This window comes from Bacteroidales bacterium (assembly GCA_035299085.1).
Lineage (GTDB): Bacteria > Bacteroidota > Bacteroidia > Bacteroidales > UBA10428 > UBA5072.
Genome location: DATGXG010000066.1, coordinates 1 through 20055, shown reverse-complemented (window position 1 = coordinate 20055; position 20055 = coordinate 1). Strand labels below are relative to the sequence as shown.

Genomic DNA, 20055 nt, shown 5'->3' with positions numbered 1-20055 from the left:
GTGTCAGGCGCTTACTTTAAGTCGTTCAGCATTCTCAGCCATCTGGAGCTGACTGATTATTTCTTCAATATTCCCGTCAAGTATATTTGGCAAATTATACATGGTCAGGTTGATTCGGTGGTCTGTAACTCTTCCCTGCGGATAATTATAAGTCCTGATCTTGGCCGACCTGTCGCCCGTTGAAACCATCGTTTTTCTCTGGCTGGCAATGCTGTCGATGTATTTCTGGTATTCGATGTTATAAAGCCTTGTACGCAATTCCGACATGGCTTTTTCAAGGTTTTTGAGCTGCGACTTCTGGTCCTGGCACGATACAACCACGCCGGTAGGCACATGTGTAAGCCTTACTGCAGAGTAGGTTGTGTTAACCGATTGTCCTCCGGGGCCTGATGAACAGAACCGGTCAATGCGGATATCCTCCTGTTTCATTTCGATATCAAATTCTTCGGCTTCAGGAAGCACGACGACAGAAGCCGCCGAAGTATGGATCCTACCCTGGGTTTCAGTTTGAGGAACCCGTTGAACGCGGTGAACACCCGATTCATATTTCAGAATACCGTACACACCGTCGCCTTTTACATTCACGATGATTTCCTTGTAACCGCCGGCAGTTCCTTCAGCCACGCCGGTAATTTCAATCTTCCAGTTTTTCTGCTCACAGAATTTGCTGTACATCCTGAAAAGGTCGCCTGCAAATATGCTGGCCTCATCTCCCCCGGTTCCGGCCCTGATTTCAAGAATCGCATTTTTGCTGTCCTGGGGGTCAGCCGGAAGAAGCAGGATCTTAAGATTTTCCTCCATCTGGCCTACCCTGTTGGTTAGATCGTCAAGCTCTGTCTTTGCCATTTCCCGCATCTCATCATCCTTTTCGTTGGAAAGGATATCCTTCGCGGAATCAATGTTGCTCAGGGTATTTTTATATTCCTTGTAAGCAGCGACAATGGGAGTGAGTTCCTTGTATTCCTTATTCAGCTGGATATATCGTTTCATATCATCCATGATATCAGGCGCTGTAAGCAACCTGCCAACTTCTTCAAATCTTTCCTTTACACCCTCGAGCCTGTCGAGAATCAAATTTTTACTCATGAACTTATTGTTAAATCAAATTAATAGTTAAAAACGCCGTAAGGGCTTTTAATCGTAAGCTTTTTGCCTGTAGCCTGTTCGGTATGCCCGATGATCTTTGCATCAACGCCTAATTCCTCTGCTATTGTCATAATACCTTCGGCATGAGCGGCTTCTGTATAAATCTCAAAACGGTGACCCATGTTGAACACTTCATACATTTCATCCCAGTCAGTATCAGCCGATTCCTGGATCATCCTGAACAGGGGCGGTATATCAAAAAGGTTATCCTTAATAATATGAAGGTCATCGCAGAATTTCAACACCTTGGTTTGTCCCCCACCCGTGCAATGGATCATCCCGTGAATGTGGCGTTTGTATTTTTCAAGCACCTTTTTAATAACAGGCGCATAGGTACGGGTCGGCGACAAAAGCAACCGGCCTGCATCGGTTTCCAGTCCCTCAACTTTTTGCGTCAGCTGGTATTTACCGGTATATATAAGAGATTTCGGTATCAGGTCGTCATAGGTTTCCGGGTATTTATCGGCCAGGTGATTCACGAACAGGTCGTGCCTTGCTGAAGTGAGCCCGTTGCTCCCGATGCCTCCGTTGTATTCATTTTCATAAACGGTCTTACCCGAAGAGGCTAAACCGATTATAACATCGCCCGGCTGTATGGATGCTTCAATGACATCTGTCCGTTTCATGCGGCACACAACGGTGGAATCCACAATGATGGTGCGCACGAGGTCACCTACATCAGCTGTCTCGCCGCCGGTGAGATAAACGTTAATACCGTAACCTGACAGAAGATTAATGGTTTCATCAAATCCTTTCAGTATAAACATAAGGACGTCGCCGGGGATCTTCATCTTGTTCCTCCCGATGGTGGAAGACATCATCATGTTATCCACGGCGCCCACGCACAGCATATCGTCCACATTCATGATAAGAGCGTCCTGGGCAATTCCCTTCCATACGGAATAATCGCCGGTTTCCTTCCAGTACATGTATGCCAGCGACGACTTAGTCCCGGCGCCATCGGCATGCATCACGACGCAATACTCAGGATCGCCGCCCATAAAATCGGGCAGGATCTTGCAGAAGGCATTGGGGAATAAGCCCTTGTCAAAATCCTGTATGGCACGGTGAACATCTTCTTTCTTTGAGGAAACGCCGCGTTGTGTATACCTGGAGGTTTGGCTCATGTAATAATCGCATTATGAAAGTGGTGCAAAGTTAATAAAAGAGTTGAAAAAAAAACCCCCGCAACGCGGGGGCATTTTAACCAAACTGTATTAATAAGTCAAACCTAAAATTTTAACTGTATCCTACTCCAAGAGAACTCATAAGGCGTTTGCGCGTAAAAAATATGCGGCTCTTCACAGTGCCGATCTTCAGTCCGAGATTATCCGCGATTTCCTTATACTTGAATCCCTGCAGATGCATATTGAAAGGAACTTTGAATTCATCCTCGAGACGATCGATATGTTTTTCAATTTCCTTTGCAGATACTGAAGATTCGGGGGTTTCAACACCCGATTCACGGCTCAGATTCAGATAATACAGATCATCTGTATGATCAAAAGTAGTATTTGCCTTAACCAGCCTCCTGTAATTATTAATAAACGTGTTTTTCATTATAGTGAATGTCCACGCTTTGAGGTTAGTATCATCAGCAAACTTATCGCGGTATGAAATCGCTTTGACAAAAGTCTCCTGAAGCAAGTCCCTGGCATCCTCCTTGTTAGAAGTGAGGCTGTACGCGAATCGTTCCAGACTATCGCTGAGACTTGACAACTGATAATTGAACTCTATTGCGGTCATGTTTAAGTTGTTTAATTTTTGTCTATCAAAATTACTCATTACTTAAACATTAAACAAGTTTTCTTTATTTAGATTAATTTAAAATAACCACTTTCGGGGATAAAAATCACCTCCAATCCAATATAATTTGCTCCGAAATACATAGATATTATGCCCACCAAAGGGCTATTCTAAATAAGGTCTAAATAAGAAAAAATCTTAAAAAAGTGTTAAAATAGTGTTTAACGTTTATGCGATTTTGTTTAGACATTATATTTTCTGACCTTTATATCCTTAATTAATAGCTGATTGTGAGCTTTATCAATGACAGCAACGGTTAAGCGTTATGGAGAGCTTCTATCTCGTCAAGGAATGATTGCGGTGAAGAGATTAACTTTACATTTTTGGGAATTTCCTGCGAAAAATCCAACACCCTGGCCCCCGATATATAAACGGTTTTATCATTGAACTTTTCGGAAAGAAGCCGGATATAATCTGCTGCACCCTTTTTATTCAGTGAAGCGGTAATGGAAGTGACTATAAAATCGTAAGGAAAAGTTTTCGAGATATCGCTAAGGTCCTTCAACGGTAAGGATTGTCCCAGGTAAAGAGTTTTGTATTCTCTTTTGCGAACCAGGTAGCAATAAAACAGCAGGCCGATTTCATGCAGTTCCCCTTCGGGAAGAAAGAAAACAAAGCGTTTGTTTTCAGGCTTTTCAACCATTTCAAGATTGTCAATAGCCGAAAAGAACTTTTGCCGTACAAGGTTTGATATGAAATGCTCCTGCGTGATATTGATTGAATCAGTTTGCCACATGAGACCAATTCTCATGAAAAACGGGTAAAGCACCCTGATAACAGCTTCTTCAAAACCGAATTTGATAACAGCTCTTGCCAGCACCTGTTCAAATCTCCTTTCGTCGAGATCAATCATAGCCAGGGTAAGATTTTCAATCTGGCTTTCGGTACTGGTAATATCATGCGTATACTGGTTAATCCGGGATACAATCTCGTCGGATGACAACTGGGCGATTTTTGAAATTTTGAGTCCGTTCCGGTTAAGAATAGATATATTGAGAAGCTTTTTCAGTTCCGTATCGCGGTAGGTGCGGATATTCGTCGACGTTCTCTGGGGAGAGATAAGGCCGTACCTTTTCTCCCAGATCCGTATTGTATGTGCTTTAATACCCGAAAGGTTTTCGAGTTCTCTTATGGTGTATGCACCCATAACTTCGTAATTTCCGAGTGTTTAACAATACTTTTCCGGAAAGGTTCAACAAATTTTAAATCAGCTTTCTGAAAATATAGATTCCATCCCTGAAGGGTAAAAGAAGCTTCTCAATCCGTTTATCGTTCTGTATAAAATTATTGAATTCCCTGATACAAATCGTTTCTTTGTCATTATCCCTGCAATCGGGAAGCACTTTTCCACTCCAAAGCACATTATCGACAAGGATAAATCCGCCTGTCCGCAATTTCGGAAGAACCACTTCATAATAATCGATGTATTGTTCCTTGTCGCCGTCAATAAATACAAGGTCAAAAACCTCATTAAGATTCGGTACAACATCAACGGCATCGCCGATGTGCATTTTAATCAGGTGATCCTGTTTTGCTTCTTTGAAATATCTCAATGCTGTTTCGGCCAGCTCATCGTTAATATCAATTGTGTGAACCAGGCCCCCCTCTGCAAGTCCCTTAGCCAGGCATATGGCAGAATAGCCGGTGAATGTGCCTATCTCAAGGATCCTGTGAGGCCTGATCATGAAGCTTATCATTTCAAGAAACTTTCCCTGGAGATGTCCTGAAAGCATCCGCGGATAAACGGTTGTAAGGTGAGTTTCACGGTTCAGCCGGTTGAGCACCTCATCCTCGGGTGATGAGTATTTCAGAATATATTCTTCTATTTTTTGAGGATCCTTTAACATATTATAGGTATATCAGGTAAGATAACCTGTTTTCGTCCAGGATTTCATTGGCGATATCAGTGAGTTCTTCAGCGCGGATAGCCTGAATTTTCCTGCCTGTTTCCCCGAGGGTTTCGATTTTATTAAAAATGAGCAGGCTTTTGCCCATTGAGAGCATATAATTTTCATTGTTTTCTGAGGAGATGGCGATATGTCCGAGTACCTGTCGCTTGGCTTTATGCAGTTGTATTGTGCTGAGCTTTTTGCTTTTGAACAGACGCAATTCGCGCAGGACTATGTCAATGCATTTATCCACAAGTGTCTTATCAGTGCCGAAATAAATGGTAACATTACCTGTATCGTTATAGGATGTGTACATGGAGTCTATTGTATAGGCGTATCCCCTCCTCTCCCGCAGCGACATATTCAGAAGTGAATTGGATCCGGGCCCTCCCAGGTAATTATTGAGCACATACAAAGGAAGACGGCGGCAGTCGTGAATCGGGTATGCCAGGTTGCCGATGATGCAATGAGCCTGGTGAGTTTTCCTGTCGATCCTGCGGGTGACGGGATTATTGGCGTAGGTAACCTGTTTCCTGGTACCAGCAGCTTTTAGTTCCGGCACGTTGAAATAGCGCTCGAAAAGTTTAACCAGTTTTCCGAACGGAATATTCCCCACTGACGACACCACCATCTGGTCGGTTGTATAGTTGCGGTTAATGAATTTCCGGATATCGGAGGGGGTGTATTTTTTTAATCCTTCCTCGCTTCCCAGGATATTCCTGCCAATAGGGTTCCCGTCGAACAGCAGTTCCTCGAACTCATCAAAGATCAGTTCAGAAGGAGAATCCTTGTAGGAGTTGATCTCATCGAGGATAATTTCTTTTTCCTTTTTAAGCTCCTTTTCGGGAAAAGAAGAATTAAAGGCTATATCGCTGATCAGGTCGAGTGCACGGGCATAGTATTCGTCAAAGAAAGTGGCATGGATGCAGGTTTCCTCCTTGGTTGTATAGGCGTTGAGCTCTCCGCCGACATCTTCGAGGCGACTTAGGATATGGTAAGATTTCCTGTGTTCTGTTCCTTTAAAAAGCATGTGTTCAATGAGGTGAGCCATTCCGTGCTCGTTCTCATATTCATCGCGTGAACCGGTGTTTATAAAAAGACCCATGTGCGAAACGGGGCTGTTGGCCGGTTTATGGATCAGTCGTATCCCGTTTTTCAGGGTATGTATAAAGTACTCGTTAGTTGGCATAATGGATGCAAAAGTAGTCAAATGCCATAAAACGCTGTAGTTTAATGCGATTATAATTTTGTAAAAAAAGTTTTGATGAATTGAATTTTTATTTAGATTTGCAACTCCAAAAAAAGCGGTGCCATAGCTCAGTTGGTAGAGCAACGGACTGAAAATCCGTGTGTCCGTGGTTCAACTCCACGTGGCACCACAAAATGGAAAAAGAGACCCCTTGAAATTCAAGGGGTTTTTTATTTTTAATAAGATCATTTGGCCGACATTTGGCCGAAAGTTATTCTTGGAATTGGACCAAACCAAAAAACTGCAGAGATGCCCAAATATTATTAAAATCATCTACTAAAATATGCTCAAAATTTTGACCTAATCCTATGTTATTTTGGAAATAATACTTTACCCATTTACCATCTTTCTGTAATTTGCAGATCCCACCAGAATAGGTACCAATCCAAACATTATCATGCATATCAATATTTAGTTCTACTACTGAATTGCTTGTAAGGTCGGAATTAAGTATATTGAATTCTTGAACCCGTTCACCTAACTTTATAACACCACCGCCGTATTCATTACCGATGTATGATCTACTCATTACTCCACACCATAAATAATTTGAATTATCGAAACTCATTGATGAAATGCAAAATGAGTTACTATTACATGTATATATTGTATCCCATTTGTAATAGTTAAATTTTAATAGGTATCCTTTTTGATCTACATCTGGAACGGTTCCTATGTAAATATTCTTGCTCTTATCGAGACATATTTCACTAAAAAACTTCCCCGGGAAGAATTGTTCAGACCTTTGATTAGTATATTTCCAAATTCCATTATAAGATGAAGACCAGATATCTCCGTTTATATCCATTTTCAGATATCCTGAATTCCTACCATTGATATTACTTACCTCCCAGTATCGATAAGTGCTTGAATTTGGAGTGTAACATAAAATGCAATAGTCATTTATCCAAATTTTTGCTTTCTCAGAACTGTAAAATACTTTAAGATTAGATAATTCATTCTCAATATTACTCGTATCTATAGCAATCATAGAATCGTTTCTTACAATATAGAGTGGATTTTTGTCTAAATATTTATATGTTGAAAATATGATAGTTTCTTCATCATATTGTGCCATGGAAGAGATATAAAAATTTGTTTGAGGATCAGTTTCTAAGAAGAATTTCCTCCACTCATTCTTATTTTTATCTTCTGAACTTTCACACGATGCCAGAAAAGCGCTGAGTAAAATAATATATTTTATATTAAAAACAACCCTTAAATTTAACATTATTGTACTATAAATTTTCTATTGAAAATTTGATCTCCAATTTTAATACTACAAACATAAATGCCTGAAGTTAGCCCCTCATCACTAAGTTCAAAGTTATATATGCCTGAATTATAAAGCTGATTGTTTATAAGAGTTGTAACTGTATTCCCATTGCTATTATAAATAGTTAAAGAAATAAAATTCTCTTCTTCTAATTTTAGATTAATAAAGCTGATGTCGGAAATAGGATTAGGATAAATATTAAAATATTCGTGAGAATTATATTTATTCTTGAGTATTGTATATGAATCTTCTTCAATAATTTCTTGTGTGTCAAAGAATATTCTTTTCATAAATTTTTTTGTTATATTCTCTGCAGTAGGAGCATTATATGCTCCTTCCTGTGTATAGCTTTTAAGTACTTGGTCTTTTTTAACATTTTCCAAATCTTTCAAATGATTTTTGGCTGCTAATTCACATAATAATAATGATGTAATTTCTTTCTCGAAACGATTCAATTCATCTCCAAACAACTTTTCAGCTAAAAATGCGATTCCCTCAATTTCGTTTTCCAACAAATAATTATTTAACTCAGAATATTCATCACTTGTAAGAAATACGTACGGATTACTATTATATGCGTATTTTGCAGAGTACAAAGATTGTTTCCATTTATCAAAGAAATTTTCTAATTGACCAACTCTCTTAGAATCAATTTTACTTTTTAGTAAAATTTTTTCTGGATTCGTTAGTTCAACGTTTTCAATGATTGTTAAACCTGATGCAACTGATTGATCAAATGTCATAGTTTCATCTACCGAAGATTTAGAAGGTACAATTCTGGTATAATAGGCAAAAATTTCTCCATATTCTGGTCCATTTAATGCGTCACGAGGATGAAATGTCCGCATCTTGCCTCCTGGTTTACTTTCCCAATCATACCCATGTGGGTTGTTATTTGAATAATTTCTAACCGAGACGTGTTGAAGTTGTTCTATGGTACCATCAGTTGACCAAAGAGCTATATCAGCATTGCTGGATGTTGCACCTATTGTTGTATAACTCATTGCATTTGCATATCGCGGTGAAGGATAATTAGCAAAATAATTATCCCAAGAATTCCACATATATGGGTTGCCATAATTTAAACCAATACATGAGCCACCAGAAGCATTAGCAAATTTACATCCCCAATACCATCCGTCTGTTATTCCTCCTGCCCAACTTGCACAGTTATAGGTATTATTTTCAGGTGCTGCAGTAATTGCATCATCTGCTTTTAAATTAGGGTAATTTGGGCCAGGTAGTGAACTATTTGTGCATCGCATGTAAATATCACATGTTCCAGAAGGATTGAAAGAGCTTGCAGAAGATATTAACATTGATTGTATTGCATCGGAAAAATCCTTCTTGACTCTTGCGTTCCACAACCATTGAAAATCTCCGGTTGCATTAAAATAATCATCGTTGTAGCCTATTATTTTACCAGGAGCTTCATTGCTTCTTTCTATAAACACCATTGGATCACAGTTTGAATACTTAGCGGTAAAATAATTGTATTCATGCGGAGTTTCATGTGGATGAGCAATACCTGTGCCCGTAACGGGGCAATCTTGATAACTAAAACTTCCTGTAAAGAGGCCACCAACGCCTTGAATATCTACTATTCCTTGTGTAGTTTGTTGGTATGCACGTAATCTGATTAAATAAATGCCAGATACTGGGAATGTAATTGCAAGTGATATTTGACCACTTGAATTAGATTTTTTAACCCATGAATACAAATGAGGAGAAGTTTCGTTAAAAACTTCTAAAACATATTGATAGTTATTTTCCGAAACAGATGTAATTGTTATTGAATTATTTTGAAGATAACTTTTTTCAACAAACCAAGTATACTTACATGGGGCGCTTATATAGTGCCAGTAACTAGCGTCAGGAGGATTAGGTAGAACAGATTTTAAGTTATAAGAATTAGTATCAGACTCATTTAAAATATAATCAGGTTGAGAATGAATCTTTTTTGATTTTATCTGATTTAAGAAATCTAAATAGTTTTTTTCCGGAATTATTGACTTTTCTAAATCTTTGGATATTTTAATGAATTCGATTTGTGGAATTTCAGGAATTGCACTGATAAATGTAAATGTATTAATCCCTTTTTTTAGAGCAAATTTTTGTGCTACATTATTTTTATCCGATACTAGGATTGATTGCCAAGTTGCTTTTGAAGGGCAAATTTTCGATATAATATCCCCATTATTTATTTTGAGGCTTATAGAATCGAAATTCTTCCCTTTATAATTTCCCATTAACCAAGCACCGAGATAATAATTACCATCCTCTAGTAATTCAATTTCAAATGTTTTATAGGAATTTCGGTTATCTATATTGGTAACAGATTTTTTTATTGTCCAATTTTCATTTGTTTTATTCGCGTAAAAAAACTTTTCATTTTGTCCAAATAAACAAGTTTTAATCATTAATAGAAAAACTAATGTTAAGGTTTTTGATTTAATATTACAGGGTTTAAAATTAGCTATGGGTTTATGCTGTATTATCTGGGGACCAACAATAATTCCCCTAAAATCATTTGATTTTCAAATGATTTTAAAATAAAACATTAAATTTCTGGTCTTAACCTCCTTTTTGATTTATAATATATAAAATCATAGTATAACTCCTAACTACGAAGAAACAATATACCTTTCAATAAATTCAAAAAAGTATAATTATTTACTTATCAATAGCTTAACAAGATTCCTCAGGGTACATATATCGATTACCTTCATACATAGGTAATAAAAATTCAACATATTTCCAAAATTTAATTGAATTATTCGAACTAATACTAAACAGATAACGGTTTCATTGAAAAGGTGAAAAAAGTATCTTTTTGGAGTAGCGTTGTTCCTATTCCGGCGGTTTTAATGTTTAAAGGATAATTTAGAATCATTTTTTCCTAACAAAATTTGCATATATTAAGATATTAATTTAATATTGAGTGATTAAGCTTCTTTTTGGGAATTTTGATTGGTTTATGAAATATTAGGTGAAGAAGCCTTTTATCAATTCTGGAATTTCTGTTTTGTTCGTTCTGCATTAATTACTTATTTAATAAAAGAATGCTTAAGGCTGCCTTAATATTATTATCTGCACTATTTATCGAATTAAATAAACTCCTATGAAATATTATAAGATTTTAATTTTAATAATATTTAACGCTGGAATATTGACTAGTAGCTGTGAAAGATCAAAGGAAGAAATTGAAGTAATGAATGGTTATATTGTCGGGTTTGCTCCGTGTACCATATATAATCAATATAGAATAGGATATATTATTATATCTGATAATGAGATGGATACATTAGAAGTTTATAACTTATCTGATGATGTTTTTAAAATGCCAGCTTCAATAATTACTAATCAATCTGATACATTATTCAAAATACCATGGACATATTTTGAAAATTACCGTAGTTCTGCTTATTTTCCTAATGAGGCAAGATATCAATTTAAAACTCGTATCTATTACAGATATGCAAAAGAAAATGAAAAAAGTATTTACTGGTGTACTGCTGATGTTTTATTTACGAGTTTTACTCAAATAATTGTTGTAAAAGCTCTAAAACTATAACCCTAATTAAATATGAATAAAAATTTTTACCTTTTTGGATCACTAGTACTTTTATTAATTTTAATAAGTGCTAAGAACGTAGTTCAACAAAAGTTTTATTACAGTTATGATGAAAAAATTACACTCAATGAGCAAGGTTCTTTGCTCATTGTACGATATGATCATAACAAAGAACATAATCCAAATAAAGTCTCCTTAAGTGCAGACCTAAAAAGTAAAATAATAGATTGGAAGGATGATAGTACAATAATAATTTCAATTCCATCTGATACAAAATTAGAATATCTTTTAAAAATCAAAGAAACGAATGATGTTCAAAGCTGTAATCCAATTTATACCATCAATACAGGGCTGAAGTTGGGAGTTACTGATGAATTCGTAGCTAAGTTCAAAGAAGATGTTTCAGCTAATTCAATTAAAGAGCTAAACAATAAATATGGTGTCAAAGTATTAAAAGACAGAGAAAGCTATTTATTACTCCAAACTCCGAAGGGGGCAGATGCGCTTGAAATTTCGAATAAATATCAAGAATCAGGGTTAACTGTTTTTAGCCATCCAAATCCCTCTTATTCGATCAAAAAATTGATCAGGAGTAACGCCTGATAAAATGATTGTGTTTTCCATAACATCAATTGGTTAATAATTGATGCTAATTAATCTCTTATGGCTTGGTTTGGCAAATAATACCGGGTACGTACCGGGGCTACGATTTTTTTTGTAATTCAATTAGCTTTTCCTTTGCTAATTTATAAGCCTCAGGAAAATTTTCTAAAATAGGAAGAACAAAATTTATTTCACTGATTGTTAATGGTTTGTAATTTTTTCCCTTAGGATTCATAATTGTATCAAATGCCTGTTCGCGCTTTTTGCCTCCCAGTTCTCTTTGTTCTTTTCTTGATAACGGTTTTGCAACTTTTGCCTGTATTTTAAAAAAATATATAATAGCTTGTTGCCTATGAGTTAATATAAGTTTATTCTGTTGTTCATTGATTACTAATGACTCATTACTTAAGGGCGAACTATTATTATCAATCTCATCGTCTCCAAAAACTTTATCATATAGTGAACGATAGCGCTTAACTCTGTCCCTAGTTTTTCCAGCACTTTCATATAATTTTCTCATTTTTTTCCCCACAATAAGAACTATTTAGCTACTAATAACGTGTTTCCAATAAAATAGGGGTGGTTACTAAGAATTATTGCCGTTTCTTCTTTAGATACCCTGATATACTTTAAAAACTCTCTTTCTGATTTATGACCTGAAATTTTCATAATATCAATTACGGGTATACCGGCAAGATACATATTGGTACAACCTGAACGCCTGGCGGTATGGGTAACCACTAAATCACATTTTCTGACATTGGCCTTTATCCTTAACCCGCCTTTATTCTTTTCAATCTGAATAACATCGGTTATACCTGCATCAGCTGCAATATTCTTAATTTTGGTATTTACTTTCTGCTCGTATGTCTTTGGTAAATGATAATTATACTTTCTCATAATAGTTTCCAGCTCATGCCTTATTGGTATTGTAACACGTTCGCCGGTTTTTTGTTGGATAAGGTCAATTACCTTTTTACCATTTTCTAAAGTCCTTATGTTTTCAGGCTTTATCCGTGAAAAATCGCTAAAACGCTGAGCGGTATAACATCCCACCAAGAAAACGTCACGGGCCAAATCATAATCAGGCAATGTATTCAGATTAAGATTATAAATCTTTTGTAGTTCGCTTTCTGTTAAGTAAATGGTTTGTACAGGCGCACTAATTGATTTAAACGCTTTTCTTTCTGTTTCTGTATTATTGTGCAATCCCTCTTCTTTAGCGGTTCGCATAATTGTTTTAAGGCTCTTTATATGCTTGCCTATTGTATTCGGCGAATATTTCTTTGAATAGAAGTACTTTATGAATTCATTATAAAAATCCGGATTGATGTCGCCAAAATTTAAAATATGCTTTTTCCTTGGGGTTTCCTTTTTCTCTTTCAGAGCGTTTAATGCTTTTTCTGTATATACTCCCTGATATTCATTGAACTGAGATTGAAAGCCGGTCAATGAATGCGTATATGAATAACTGAACCGGCTTTTCTTATCTGTCAAACGGGTTCCAGCTTTGGCCTCTTTAATAAACCGGTCAATATATTGGTTTAAGGTTTCTGGAGTATGGTCGCCTTTTTTCTGAGTGCCGTAAAATGCATTGACAGTTTTTTCCAACCATTCACGGGTAACAGGCTGTCCGGACAATTTGCCATACTCTCTAAGTATATAATCCTTAAGCTTAAAAAACCGTTCTGTAATATCAGCGGCATCCTGGGCTGTGAATACATCGGTCTTTAAAATGGCATCGTTGATTTTCTGTTTCTTATTGCTCCAATATTGAGGGTAAATTCTTTCAGATGTGGCAACTCTGTAATCAACTCCTCTGGAGAGAATAAAACGTAAATAAACGGTAACCGGTTTATTAATAGTAGAACGGGTAAGAAATTTTATAGATGCCATTATGTAAAATGTTTACACAAAGATAATATTTGGCCGACATTTGGCCGACGAATTTATAATTTAATTTTCCGCGCTTTTACTTATCTTACTTTATAGTATTGTTTTTCTATTACTTATATAATGTTTTTTTGAATCGTAAATCTATTTAAACCATACTTTTGAGGTACACGTGGCACCACAAAATGGAAAAAGAGACCCCTTGAAGTTCAAGGGGTTTTGTTTTTTATGCCTGTTGATGTTTATTCAACAACCACCTTCCCTGAATGCACCTTTTTACCATTCCTGATTTTATAAATATATAACCCGGGATTCAGCCCGTTTACAGCAATCTTCCTGTTTTCATACAGATTACGGAACAATACTGATTGACCTTGCATGTCAAGCAATTCAATCGTTGTAAATTCTGTAAGGTCTGATACATTAATTAATAAGTAATTCGTTGCCGGGTTTGGATGAACGGATACTATGTCTTTTTCCCTGTCATCTGATGAAGTTGTCAGGCAATCCGTTGAAAAGTGAATATTAGGGCTATTTTCAGCAATAAGATTACCTGGCACGCCCACCGGGGGAAATGGTGTTATCCAGACGCAAACTTCAACCAGGGACGGCATTTCTGACAAATTAATAATTCCATCGATCCTGCTCCATCGTTGCATCAGATTGTTGTTTGTTGACAGGTTCAATGAGGTTAACAAATTACCGGAACAATTTAAGGTTATGATATTGTTACAGCCTGTTAAATTCAAATCGGTAAGTTGATTCTGATCACAAATTACCATGCGTAACGCGGAATGATTGGAAAGATCCAATCCTGTCAGTTGGTTTGACGTACAGACAACCCTTATCAGTTTCGTGTTGGATGAAAAATCCAAACCGGTTAATTGATTTGAACTGCAATCAAGTTCGCTTAAGGAATCAATACTGCTGATATCCAAATCGCTTAACTGGTTAAAACTGCAATCCAGATTAAACAATCCGGGATCTAATTCAAGATGGGTCAACTGGTTATTCATGCAGACTAAAGATGTTAGTATAGAATTACCGGAAACATCCAGACCGGAAAGCTGATTGCTATAACAGCTTAAACCTTTTAAATTACTGCATGCAGCAACATTGAGATTCGTAAGTTGATTACCATTAACGGATAAATACTCCAAAGAATCACTTTGTGACAAATCCAAACCGGTTAATTGGTTACTGCTGCAGTCCAATTCATGCAACGCAATATTTTTTGAAACATCAAGACCGGTTAATTGATTGCTGTAACAAACCAGGCGACTTAAAACAACATTTTTTGAAACGTCAAGGGATGTTAACTTATTGAAGGGACATAGCAGATATACAAGATTAGTACATGCTGAAACATCCAGGTTGGTAAATTGATTATTTGAGCAGGATAACCATTCAAGCTTATTACAACCGGAAAAGTTAAAGCTGGTTAGCTGGTTAAAATCGCATTCCAGATAGAGTAAAGAACTATTTCCTGAAACATCCAGGGTGGTTAGCATATTTTGCTGGCAAAAAAGAGTGTCAAGGTTAACAAAGGCTTCAATTCCTGTCAAATCATTGATTGAGTAACCCGAAAGGAATAACTTGTTAACTGCTGCGGCTTCTGCAATATCGATAAGGCTGTCAGCGTTTGTGTCAACACCTCTTTCAATAAGTGCTTTTAAAAAATGATCATCCGGAATATTTACGTGTTGTGCATTACAATATAAACCTGAAGCAATTAAAGTCAGGATTAATACGAGCATTTTCATAACAAACAAGAGTTAGGTTATTAATTGGAAATCAGGGGATAAAAAGGAAAAGTTACGAAATAAAGTAAAGTGCTTTGTTACAAATTAAATCTAAATAGTAAGATGAATTTTTTATTCGGAACTAAGCTGTCTATAGCAATCTTCTTATCTTTCGAAAACCGGATTATAAACTGCCAGTCAATTTACAGATTGAGAACCTGCAAAACATTCGGCCAAAGTGAGTATCAAGCATAACATTTGCTACACATTTGGCCGAATTTTTTCGCTGTTTGTCAATGGATCAGGGTCTCCTGAACAACAAGTCCGTTGGCTCGTCAAAAATAGTTGATAAATTCTTATTTCAGCCCTAACTTTTAATGGTAATCGAAAGGCCTGCTAATCTTTTTATTATCTGCTGTTTATTTCCAGTAAACAATACCTGATACAAAATAAAATGAAATCGAAAATAAAAATAAACCTGCCGGTCTTCTTTTTCCTCCTGTGGAACACGATCCCCATCTCAGCCCAAACCGAATTCTTTGGAATGACGCAACAGGGAGGGAAATATGGCAACGGCACAATTTTCAGGGTTGATGAAAACTGGGAAAATACCAGCATCATATCAGAGTTTACAAGTAATGGTATCGCTTACTATCCTGTCGGTCCACTTTGCAAAGCGGGCAACGGAAAAATTTACGGGGTAACTTATGGAGGAGGTAATCATGTGGATGATTTCTACCAGGGTGATGGTGCTATTTTTGAATGGGATCCTGTTACCCGCAAATATTCCGAAATGTTCCTCTTTGATGGGGACAGCAGTGGAAGATCTCCGTGTGGTACCATGATTCAGGCCTCGAATGGTAAATTATACGGGACCACCTGCTATGGAGGGCTGTATGATTGCGGTGTGCTTTACGAATGGGATCCGGTCACAAATTTGTTTTTGAAGAAACTGGATTTCAAGGATGAGATCGGGAAAAATCCTTACGGCTCTTTAGTTGAGGCGGAAAATGGCAAACTTTATGGAACTACGATCCATGGCGGGATCAGCAATGAGGGAGTTGTTTTTGAATGGGACCCCGCAACTGACGCATTTGATAAAAAACATGACTTCATCGGCAGCGATGGAAGGCAACCTTTAAGTGCCTTGACACCAGTAACCGGGGGTAAATTGTATGGCACGACTGAATATGGGGGTGATTTTGATTATGGGGTAATCTTTGTCTTATCAATCGGAAACAGTGCTTTCCGGAAGATTTTCGATTTCAGGGGAGATGACAATGGCCGGATGCCCGAACAGTCTCTTCTCCTTGCAGATAATGGCAAACTCTATGGAACTGCCTTTGGAGGCATGTGTTGCGGAGTTTTGTTTGAGCTCGACACAGCTGACTATACCTACACAAAAAAACATGATTTTAATGGTAATGACGGTGCGGGAAAAATCAGTACACTTTTCCAGGCAGAAAACGGAAAGTTATATGGCACAACTACAGTCGGCGGACAATCTAATTGGGGAGTGATTTTCGAATGGGATCCCGTAAATGAAACCTGTACCAATATCTATAATTTCAATAAGGAATCTGAAGGAATTTCTCCAGGTACCTCATTTATCCAGTCATCGCCCGGAAAGCTCATCGGAGTCGCACAGGGGGGTTACTTTAACAAGGGTGTGATCTTTGAATGGGATTATATGGCCCATACATCTACCAAGGAATATGACTTCAGCACGGCAGACAACGGCCGGTATCCGGGAGGCAATCTTGTTCAGGCCCATAACGGAAAGCTTTATGGCATGACTTCGCAAGGGGGACTGAACGATAAAGGGGTTATCTTTGAATTAGATCCCATCAGGGGCATATACACAAAAAAATTCGATTTCAAAGTGGATGAAAATGGAAAATGGCCTATGGGATCACTTGTACAGGCAAACAATGGAAAGCTATATGGTATGGCCGGTGCAGGTGGATATGCGGATAGCAGTGATTTTGGAGTTCTTTTTGAGTGGGACCCTGAAAACGATTCTTTTTCAAAAAAATTGATTTTCGGCGGAGAGGGAAATGGGCGGTTTCCCACCGGATCACTGGTCCTGGCGGACAACGGTAAATTATATGGAATGACCAGCGATGGTGGCATCTATCAGCATGAGATACATTCGCTGAAATTTGGCAATGGCGTATTATTTGAATGGGATCCGTCCACCGACACCTATATCAAAAAACTTGATTTCAATGAGACTGAAAACGGAAGATCCCCTTACGGATCATTAACCAAGGCAGGCGATAGCAATCTTTACGGGGTGACCAGTAAAGGTGGGCAATATGGCCATGGTGTTCTGTTTGAATGGGATCCGGATTCAAATGTCTTTACAAAACTATATGAATTCGTCGATGCGGAATCCGGTATAAATCCATACGGAACGTTGCTCGATGCAGGCCATGACACATTATTATATGGTGTTGCCAGTGGAGGTGACTATGACAGAGGTATACTTTATGAATATAATCGCAGCACGAATACCTTTAAAAAAGATTTTGATTTTAAAGCAGATGATCCGGGTTACAGTCCGTGCGGAACTCTTGTACAGGGTGATAATGGAAAAGTCTACGGAATGACCAGGCAGGGAGGGTCGGATGGTAAAGGAGCCTTTTTTGAATGGGACCCGGTAAAGGATACCATGATTTTTAAATTCAACATTCCCGTTAAAGAAAATAGCTTGAACCGGTTCCATGCAAAAGCCCTAAAGGATAAAAATAATGCAGTCCCCCAGGAGGAAGAAGAGTTCAAGCCCGAAGGCGGCATTCTCAGGGTCGGTCGCCTGCCCGAAAAAACAATAGCAGCCATGAACTGCAGCGATTTTCTTTCGCCCAGCGGCAGGTATATATGGACCCAGTCAGGAATATATGCCGATACCATCTTGAATCTTACCGGCATGGATACAATTCTGACGGTGGATCTGACAATCGGCCCTGTTGACACAGCTGTGACGATTGGTCAGAACGTTCTGACAGCCCATGCAACCGAAGCAAGTTATCAATGGATCCGTTGCAATGATCCGAATACGGTTATTGAGGGAGCCGTTGACCGGACATATACACCGGCTGAAAGCGGATGTTATGCTGTAATCATAAGGCAATTCGGTTGTGTTGATACCTCCGCCTGCCATGCATTTTCAAACCCCACCCGTATCAGCAACACATTCCGGAACAGTGTGGTCCTTTATCCGAATCCCCATTCCGGAACTTTCAAAATCGACCTTGGAAGAACATACCAGGCACTCGATGTTGCCGTTACAGAATTGGATGGTCGGGTTATTCAACAGAGGCATTTTTCCGATTCCCGGCTGCTTGACATGAATATTTGCGTCCTGCCCGGGATATACCTGGTAGTAATCCGATCGGAGAATGAAAAGGCAATTTTCAAAACCACGAAAGAATGATTCGACTTTGATTATCCTATAGCAAACACATATCGGAGGTATCCAGCATCCGGCATCCGGTCAACCTACTTAAATCCTAAATCGGTGTTCAGTGTTTTCGGCTTCGGCAAGCTCAGCCACCGGGATAAGTAAAGAAGCAGGCATGACTTCGACAGGCTCAGTCATGCCGTAATCCGGCATTCACTATTTCGCTGCCACAAAAAACGTCACATTTTCGCCGTTCCAGCAATCATTGCTTTCGGGTAATACATTTTCGTATGCTTCGATATTTTTAAAACCTTTCGATTCCAGGATTTGTACCAAATCATGTTTTTCAAAATAGTGGCTCCAGAAAACATACGTATCCACCGTCTTTTCAGTGATTACTATATGATGATTGGCCAGCACTTTTGCTTCCGGGTAGTGGTAGCCGTTTGTGAGGGCAATGTATGGTGAATTCTTCCAGAATCCGGATTCCTGGATTTCCCAGGAAGGTGAAATAGTTTTTTTATCAATGTTCTTTTCATTCACCACATCACAGATAAAAAATCCGCCCTTTTTCAATGCCCTGTAAATATTTCTCAATACTTTATCCCTTTCATCAGGTAATAAAACACAAAAATCGAGATAGATCAGGATGATCAGATCGAACTGGTTATCAAAGTCCAGATCGAGGTAGTTCATATGAAAATATTTGATATTGAGTTTCTTTTCTTTTGCTTGTTCTATGGCATATTGAATTGAATTCTCTGAAAAATCGACACCGGTCACCGAATGTCCTCTTTGTGCAAACAGTTCTGTATAAAGGCCGGGGCCACAACCCATGTCAAGGACTTTCAATCCGGGTTTGCCAGTCCTTTCTAACATCCAATTTACAGTATTCTCAATTTTTCCATGATTTCGGCTTGCTGCATCATTATCCGGGTTCAGATGCATTTCTAACAATTGTTTGGAAATATAAGGGTCTGTCCACATAACAGCGGTCCCTTTTTCATACAACTGAGGCTTGTTGGATAATTTTCTAATTAATTCTATATTCATTGTAATAGTTAATCAAGGTGCAGTTTTAAGGGATGAGTAATTTTTAAATCTAGCCATTTTTTCAGGCATACCAAAATCAGGTATTAAATTTTTTCTTATCTTTCGAAAACTACATAAGAAACTGCCAGTCAATTCGGTGAAGTTGATAGAGGAAAAAAGGTAGAGGTAAGTAATGGGACTGACGGTCGCTGTGCGCACCCGGAAGTGAACAAATCACAACAATTGAATCAAAATGGAACCTGTATATAAGAGATTCTATGTTAAATTATACGCGTATTCATTTTATGCAGTAAATAAAGGATTATATTAGGATAAACCGAAATAGTACAGATAAAAAATACCGACAAACAGGGCCGTTGGATGAACCTGGGGAATAAACAATGAAACTATTGATCATTCGCCCTGTATTTTTGAAAATGTA

15 protein-coding genes and 1 tRNA gene are annotated in these 20055 nt (G+C 37.9%); 4 read left to right on the top strand and 12 right to left on the bottom strand.

Going from position 1 to position 20055, the window contains the following annotated elements; all coding sequences use genetic code 11:
- Window positions 1–3 precede the first annotated feature (3 nt).
- From prfA to VK179_21325, 6 genes are all read right to left on the bottom strand, one after another.
- On the bottom strand, window positions 4–1086 hold the full coding sequence (gene prfA / locus VK179_21350; protein HLO61311.1) for a peptide chain release factor 1: 1083 nt from the start codon (window positions 1084–1086) through the stop codon (window positions 4–6).
- A 20-nt stretch (window positions 1087–1106) separates the two neighbouring features.
- Complete coding sequence (locus VK179_21345) at window positions 1107–2273, bottom strand: AIR synthase-related protein (protein HLO61310.1); 1167 nt, start codon at window positions 2271–2273, stop codon at window positions 1107–1109.
- Window positions 2274–2385: 112 nt separating this feature from the next.
- On the bottom strand, window positions 2386–2892 hold the full coding sequence (locus tag VK179_21340; protein ID HLO61309.1) for an RNA polymerase sigma factor: 507 nt from the start codon (window positions 2890–2892) through the stop codon (window positions 2386–2388).
- Window positions 2893–3208: 316 nt separating this feature from the next.
- Entirely contained in the window at window positions 3209–4099 is an 891-nt protein-coding gene (locus tag VK179_21335) for a MerR family transcriptional regulator (protein HLO61308.1), read from the bottom strand.
- A gap of 55 nt (window positions 4100–4154) precedes the next feature.
- On the bottom strand, window positions 4155–4799 hold the full coding sequence (locus tag VK179_21330; GenBank protein HLO61307.1) for an O-methyltransferase: 645 nt from the start codon (window positions 4797–4799) through the stop codon (window positions 4155–4157).
- Window position 4800: 1 nt separating this feature from the next.
- Window positions 4801–6030 (bottom strand): pitrilysin family protein, encoded by a 1230-nt coding sequence (locus tag VK179_21325; protein HLO61306.1) that lies wholly within the window; start codon window positions 6028–6030, stop codon window positions 4801–4803.
- Window positions 6031–6147: 117 nt separating this feature from the next.
- Between VK179_21325 and VK179_21320 the strand changes: the two genes are divergently transcribed.
- A tRNA-Phe gene (locus tag VK179_21320) sits at window positions 6148–6220 on the top strand.
- Between the two features lie 81 nt (window positions 6221–6301).
- Here the strand turns inward: VK179_21320 and VK179_21315 are convergent.
- Window positions 6302–7321: a hypothetical protein gene (locus VK179_21315; protein ID HLO61305.1), complete on the bottom strand. Its 1020-nt coding sequence runs from the start codon at window positions 7319–7321 to the stop codon at window positions 6302–6304.
- Window positions 7321–9786, bottom strand: coding sequence for a T9SS type A sorting domain-containing protein (locus tag VK179_21310; protein HLO61304.1), 2466 nt, complete (start codon window positions 9784–9786; stop codon window positions 7321–7323). Before VK179_21310 ends, VK179_21315 begins: the two co-directional genes overlap by 1 nt.
- 701 nt (window positions 9787–10487) lie before the next feature.
- Here VK179_21310 and VK179_21305 point away from each other — a divergent pair.
- Entirely contained in the window at window positions 10488–10940 is a 453-nt protein-coding gene (locus VK179_21305; GenBank protein HLO61303.1) for a hypothetical protein, read from the top strand.
- A gap of 12 nt (window positions 10941–10952) precedes the next feature.
- Window positions 10953–11543 carry a hypothetical protein gene (locus VK179_21300; GenBank protein ID HLO61302.1) on the top strand — a complete coding sequence of 197 codons (591 nt, stop codon included), beginning with the start codon at window positions 10953–10955 and terminating at the stop codon, window positions 11541–11543.
- 100 nt (window positions 11544–11643) lie between these two features.
- Here VK179_21300 and VK179_21295 read toward each other — a convergent pair whose 3' ends face one another.
- From VK179_21295 to VK179_21285, 3 genes are all read right to left on the bottom strand, one after another.
- Complete coding sequence (locus VK179_21295) at window positions 11644–12063, bottom strand: hypothetical protein (protein ID HLO61301.1); 420 nt, start codon at window positions 12061–12063, stop codon at window positions 11644–11646.
- A 20-nt stretch (window positions 12064–12083) separates the two neighbouring features.
- Window positions 12084–13439, bottom strand: a complete 1356-nt coding sequence (locus tag VK179_21290; GenBank protein ID HLO61300.1) for a tyrosine-type recombinase/integrase — start codon at window positions 13437–13439, stop codon at window positions 12084–12086.
- A gap of 239 nt (window positions 13440–13678) precedes the next feature.
- The gene (locus VK179_21285; GenBank protein ID HLO61299.1) at window positions 13679–15199 is read right to left on the bottom strand and encodes a T9SS type A sorting domain-containing protein; all 1521 of its coding nucleotides are present in this window, start codon (window positions 15197–15199) and stop codon (window positions 13679–13681) included.
- Between the two features lie 433 nt (window positions 15200–15632).
- Here VK179_21285 and VK179_21280 point away from each other — a divergent pair, with 433 nt between their 5' ends.
- Window positions 15633–18614 carry a choice-of-anchor tandem repeat GloVer-containing protein gene (locus VK179_21280; protein ID HLO61298.1) on the top strand — a complete coding sequence of 994 codons (2982 nt, stop codon included), beginning with the start codon at window positions 15633–15635 and terminating at the stop codon, window positions 18612–18614.
- A gap of 183 nt (window positions 18615–18797) precedes the next feature.
- On the opposite strand, the gene VK179_21275 is transcribed toward VK179_21280, so the two are convergent.
- Entirely contained in the window at window positions 18798–19634 is an 837-nt protein-coding gene (locus tag VK179_21275; GenBank protein ID HLO61297.1) for a class I SAM-dependent methyltransferase, read from the bottom strand.
- Between the last annotated feature and the right edge of the window lie 421 nt (window positions 19635–20055).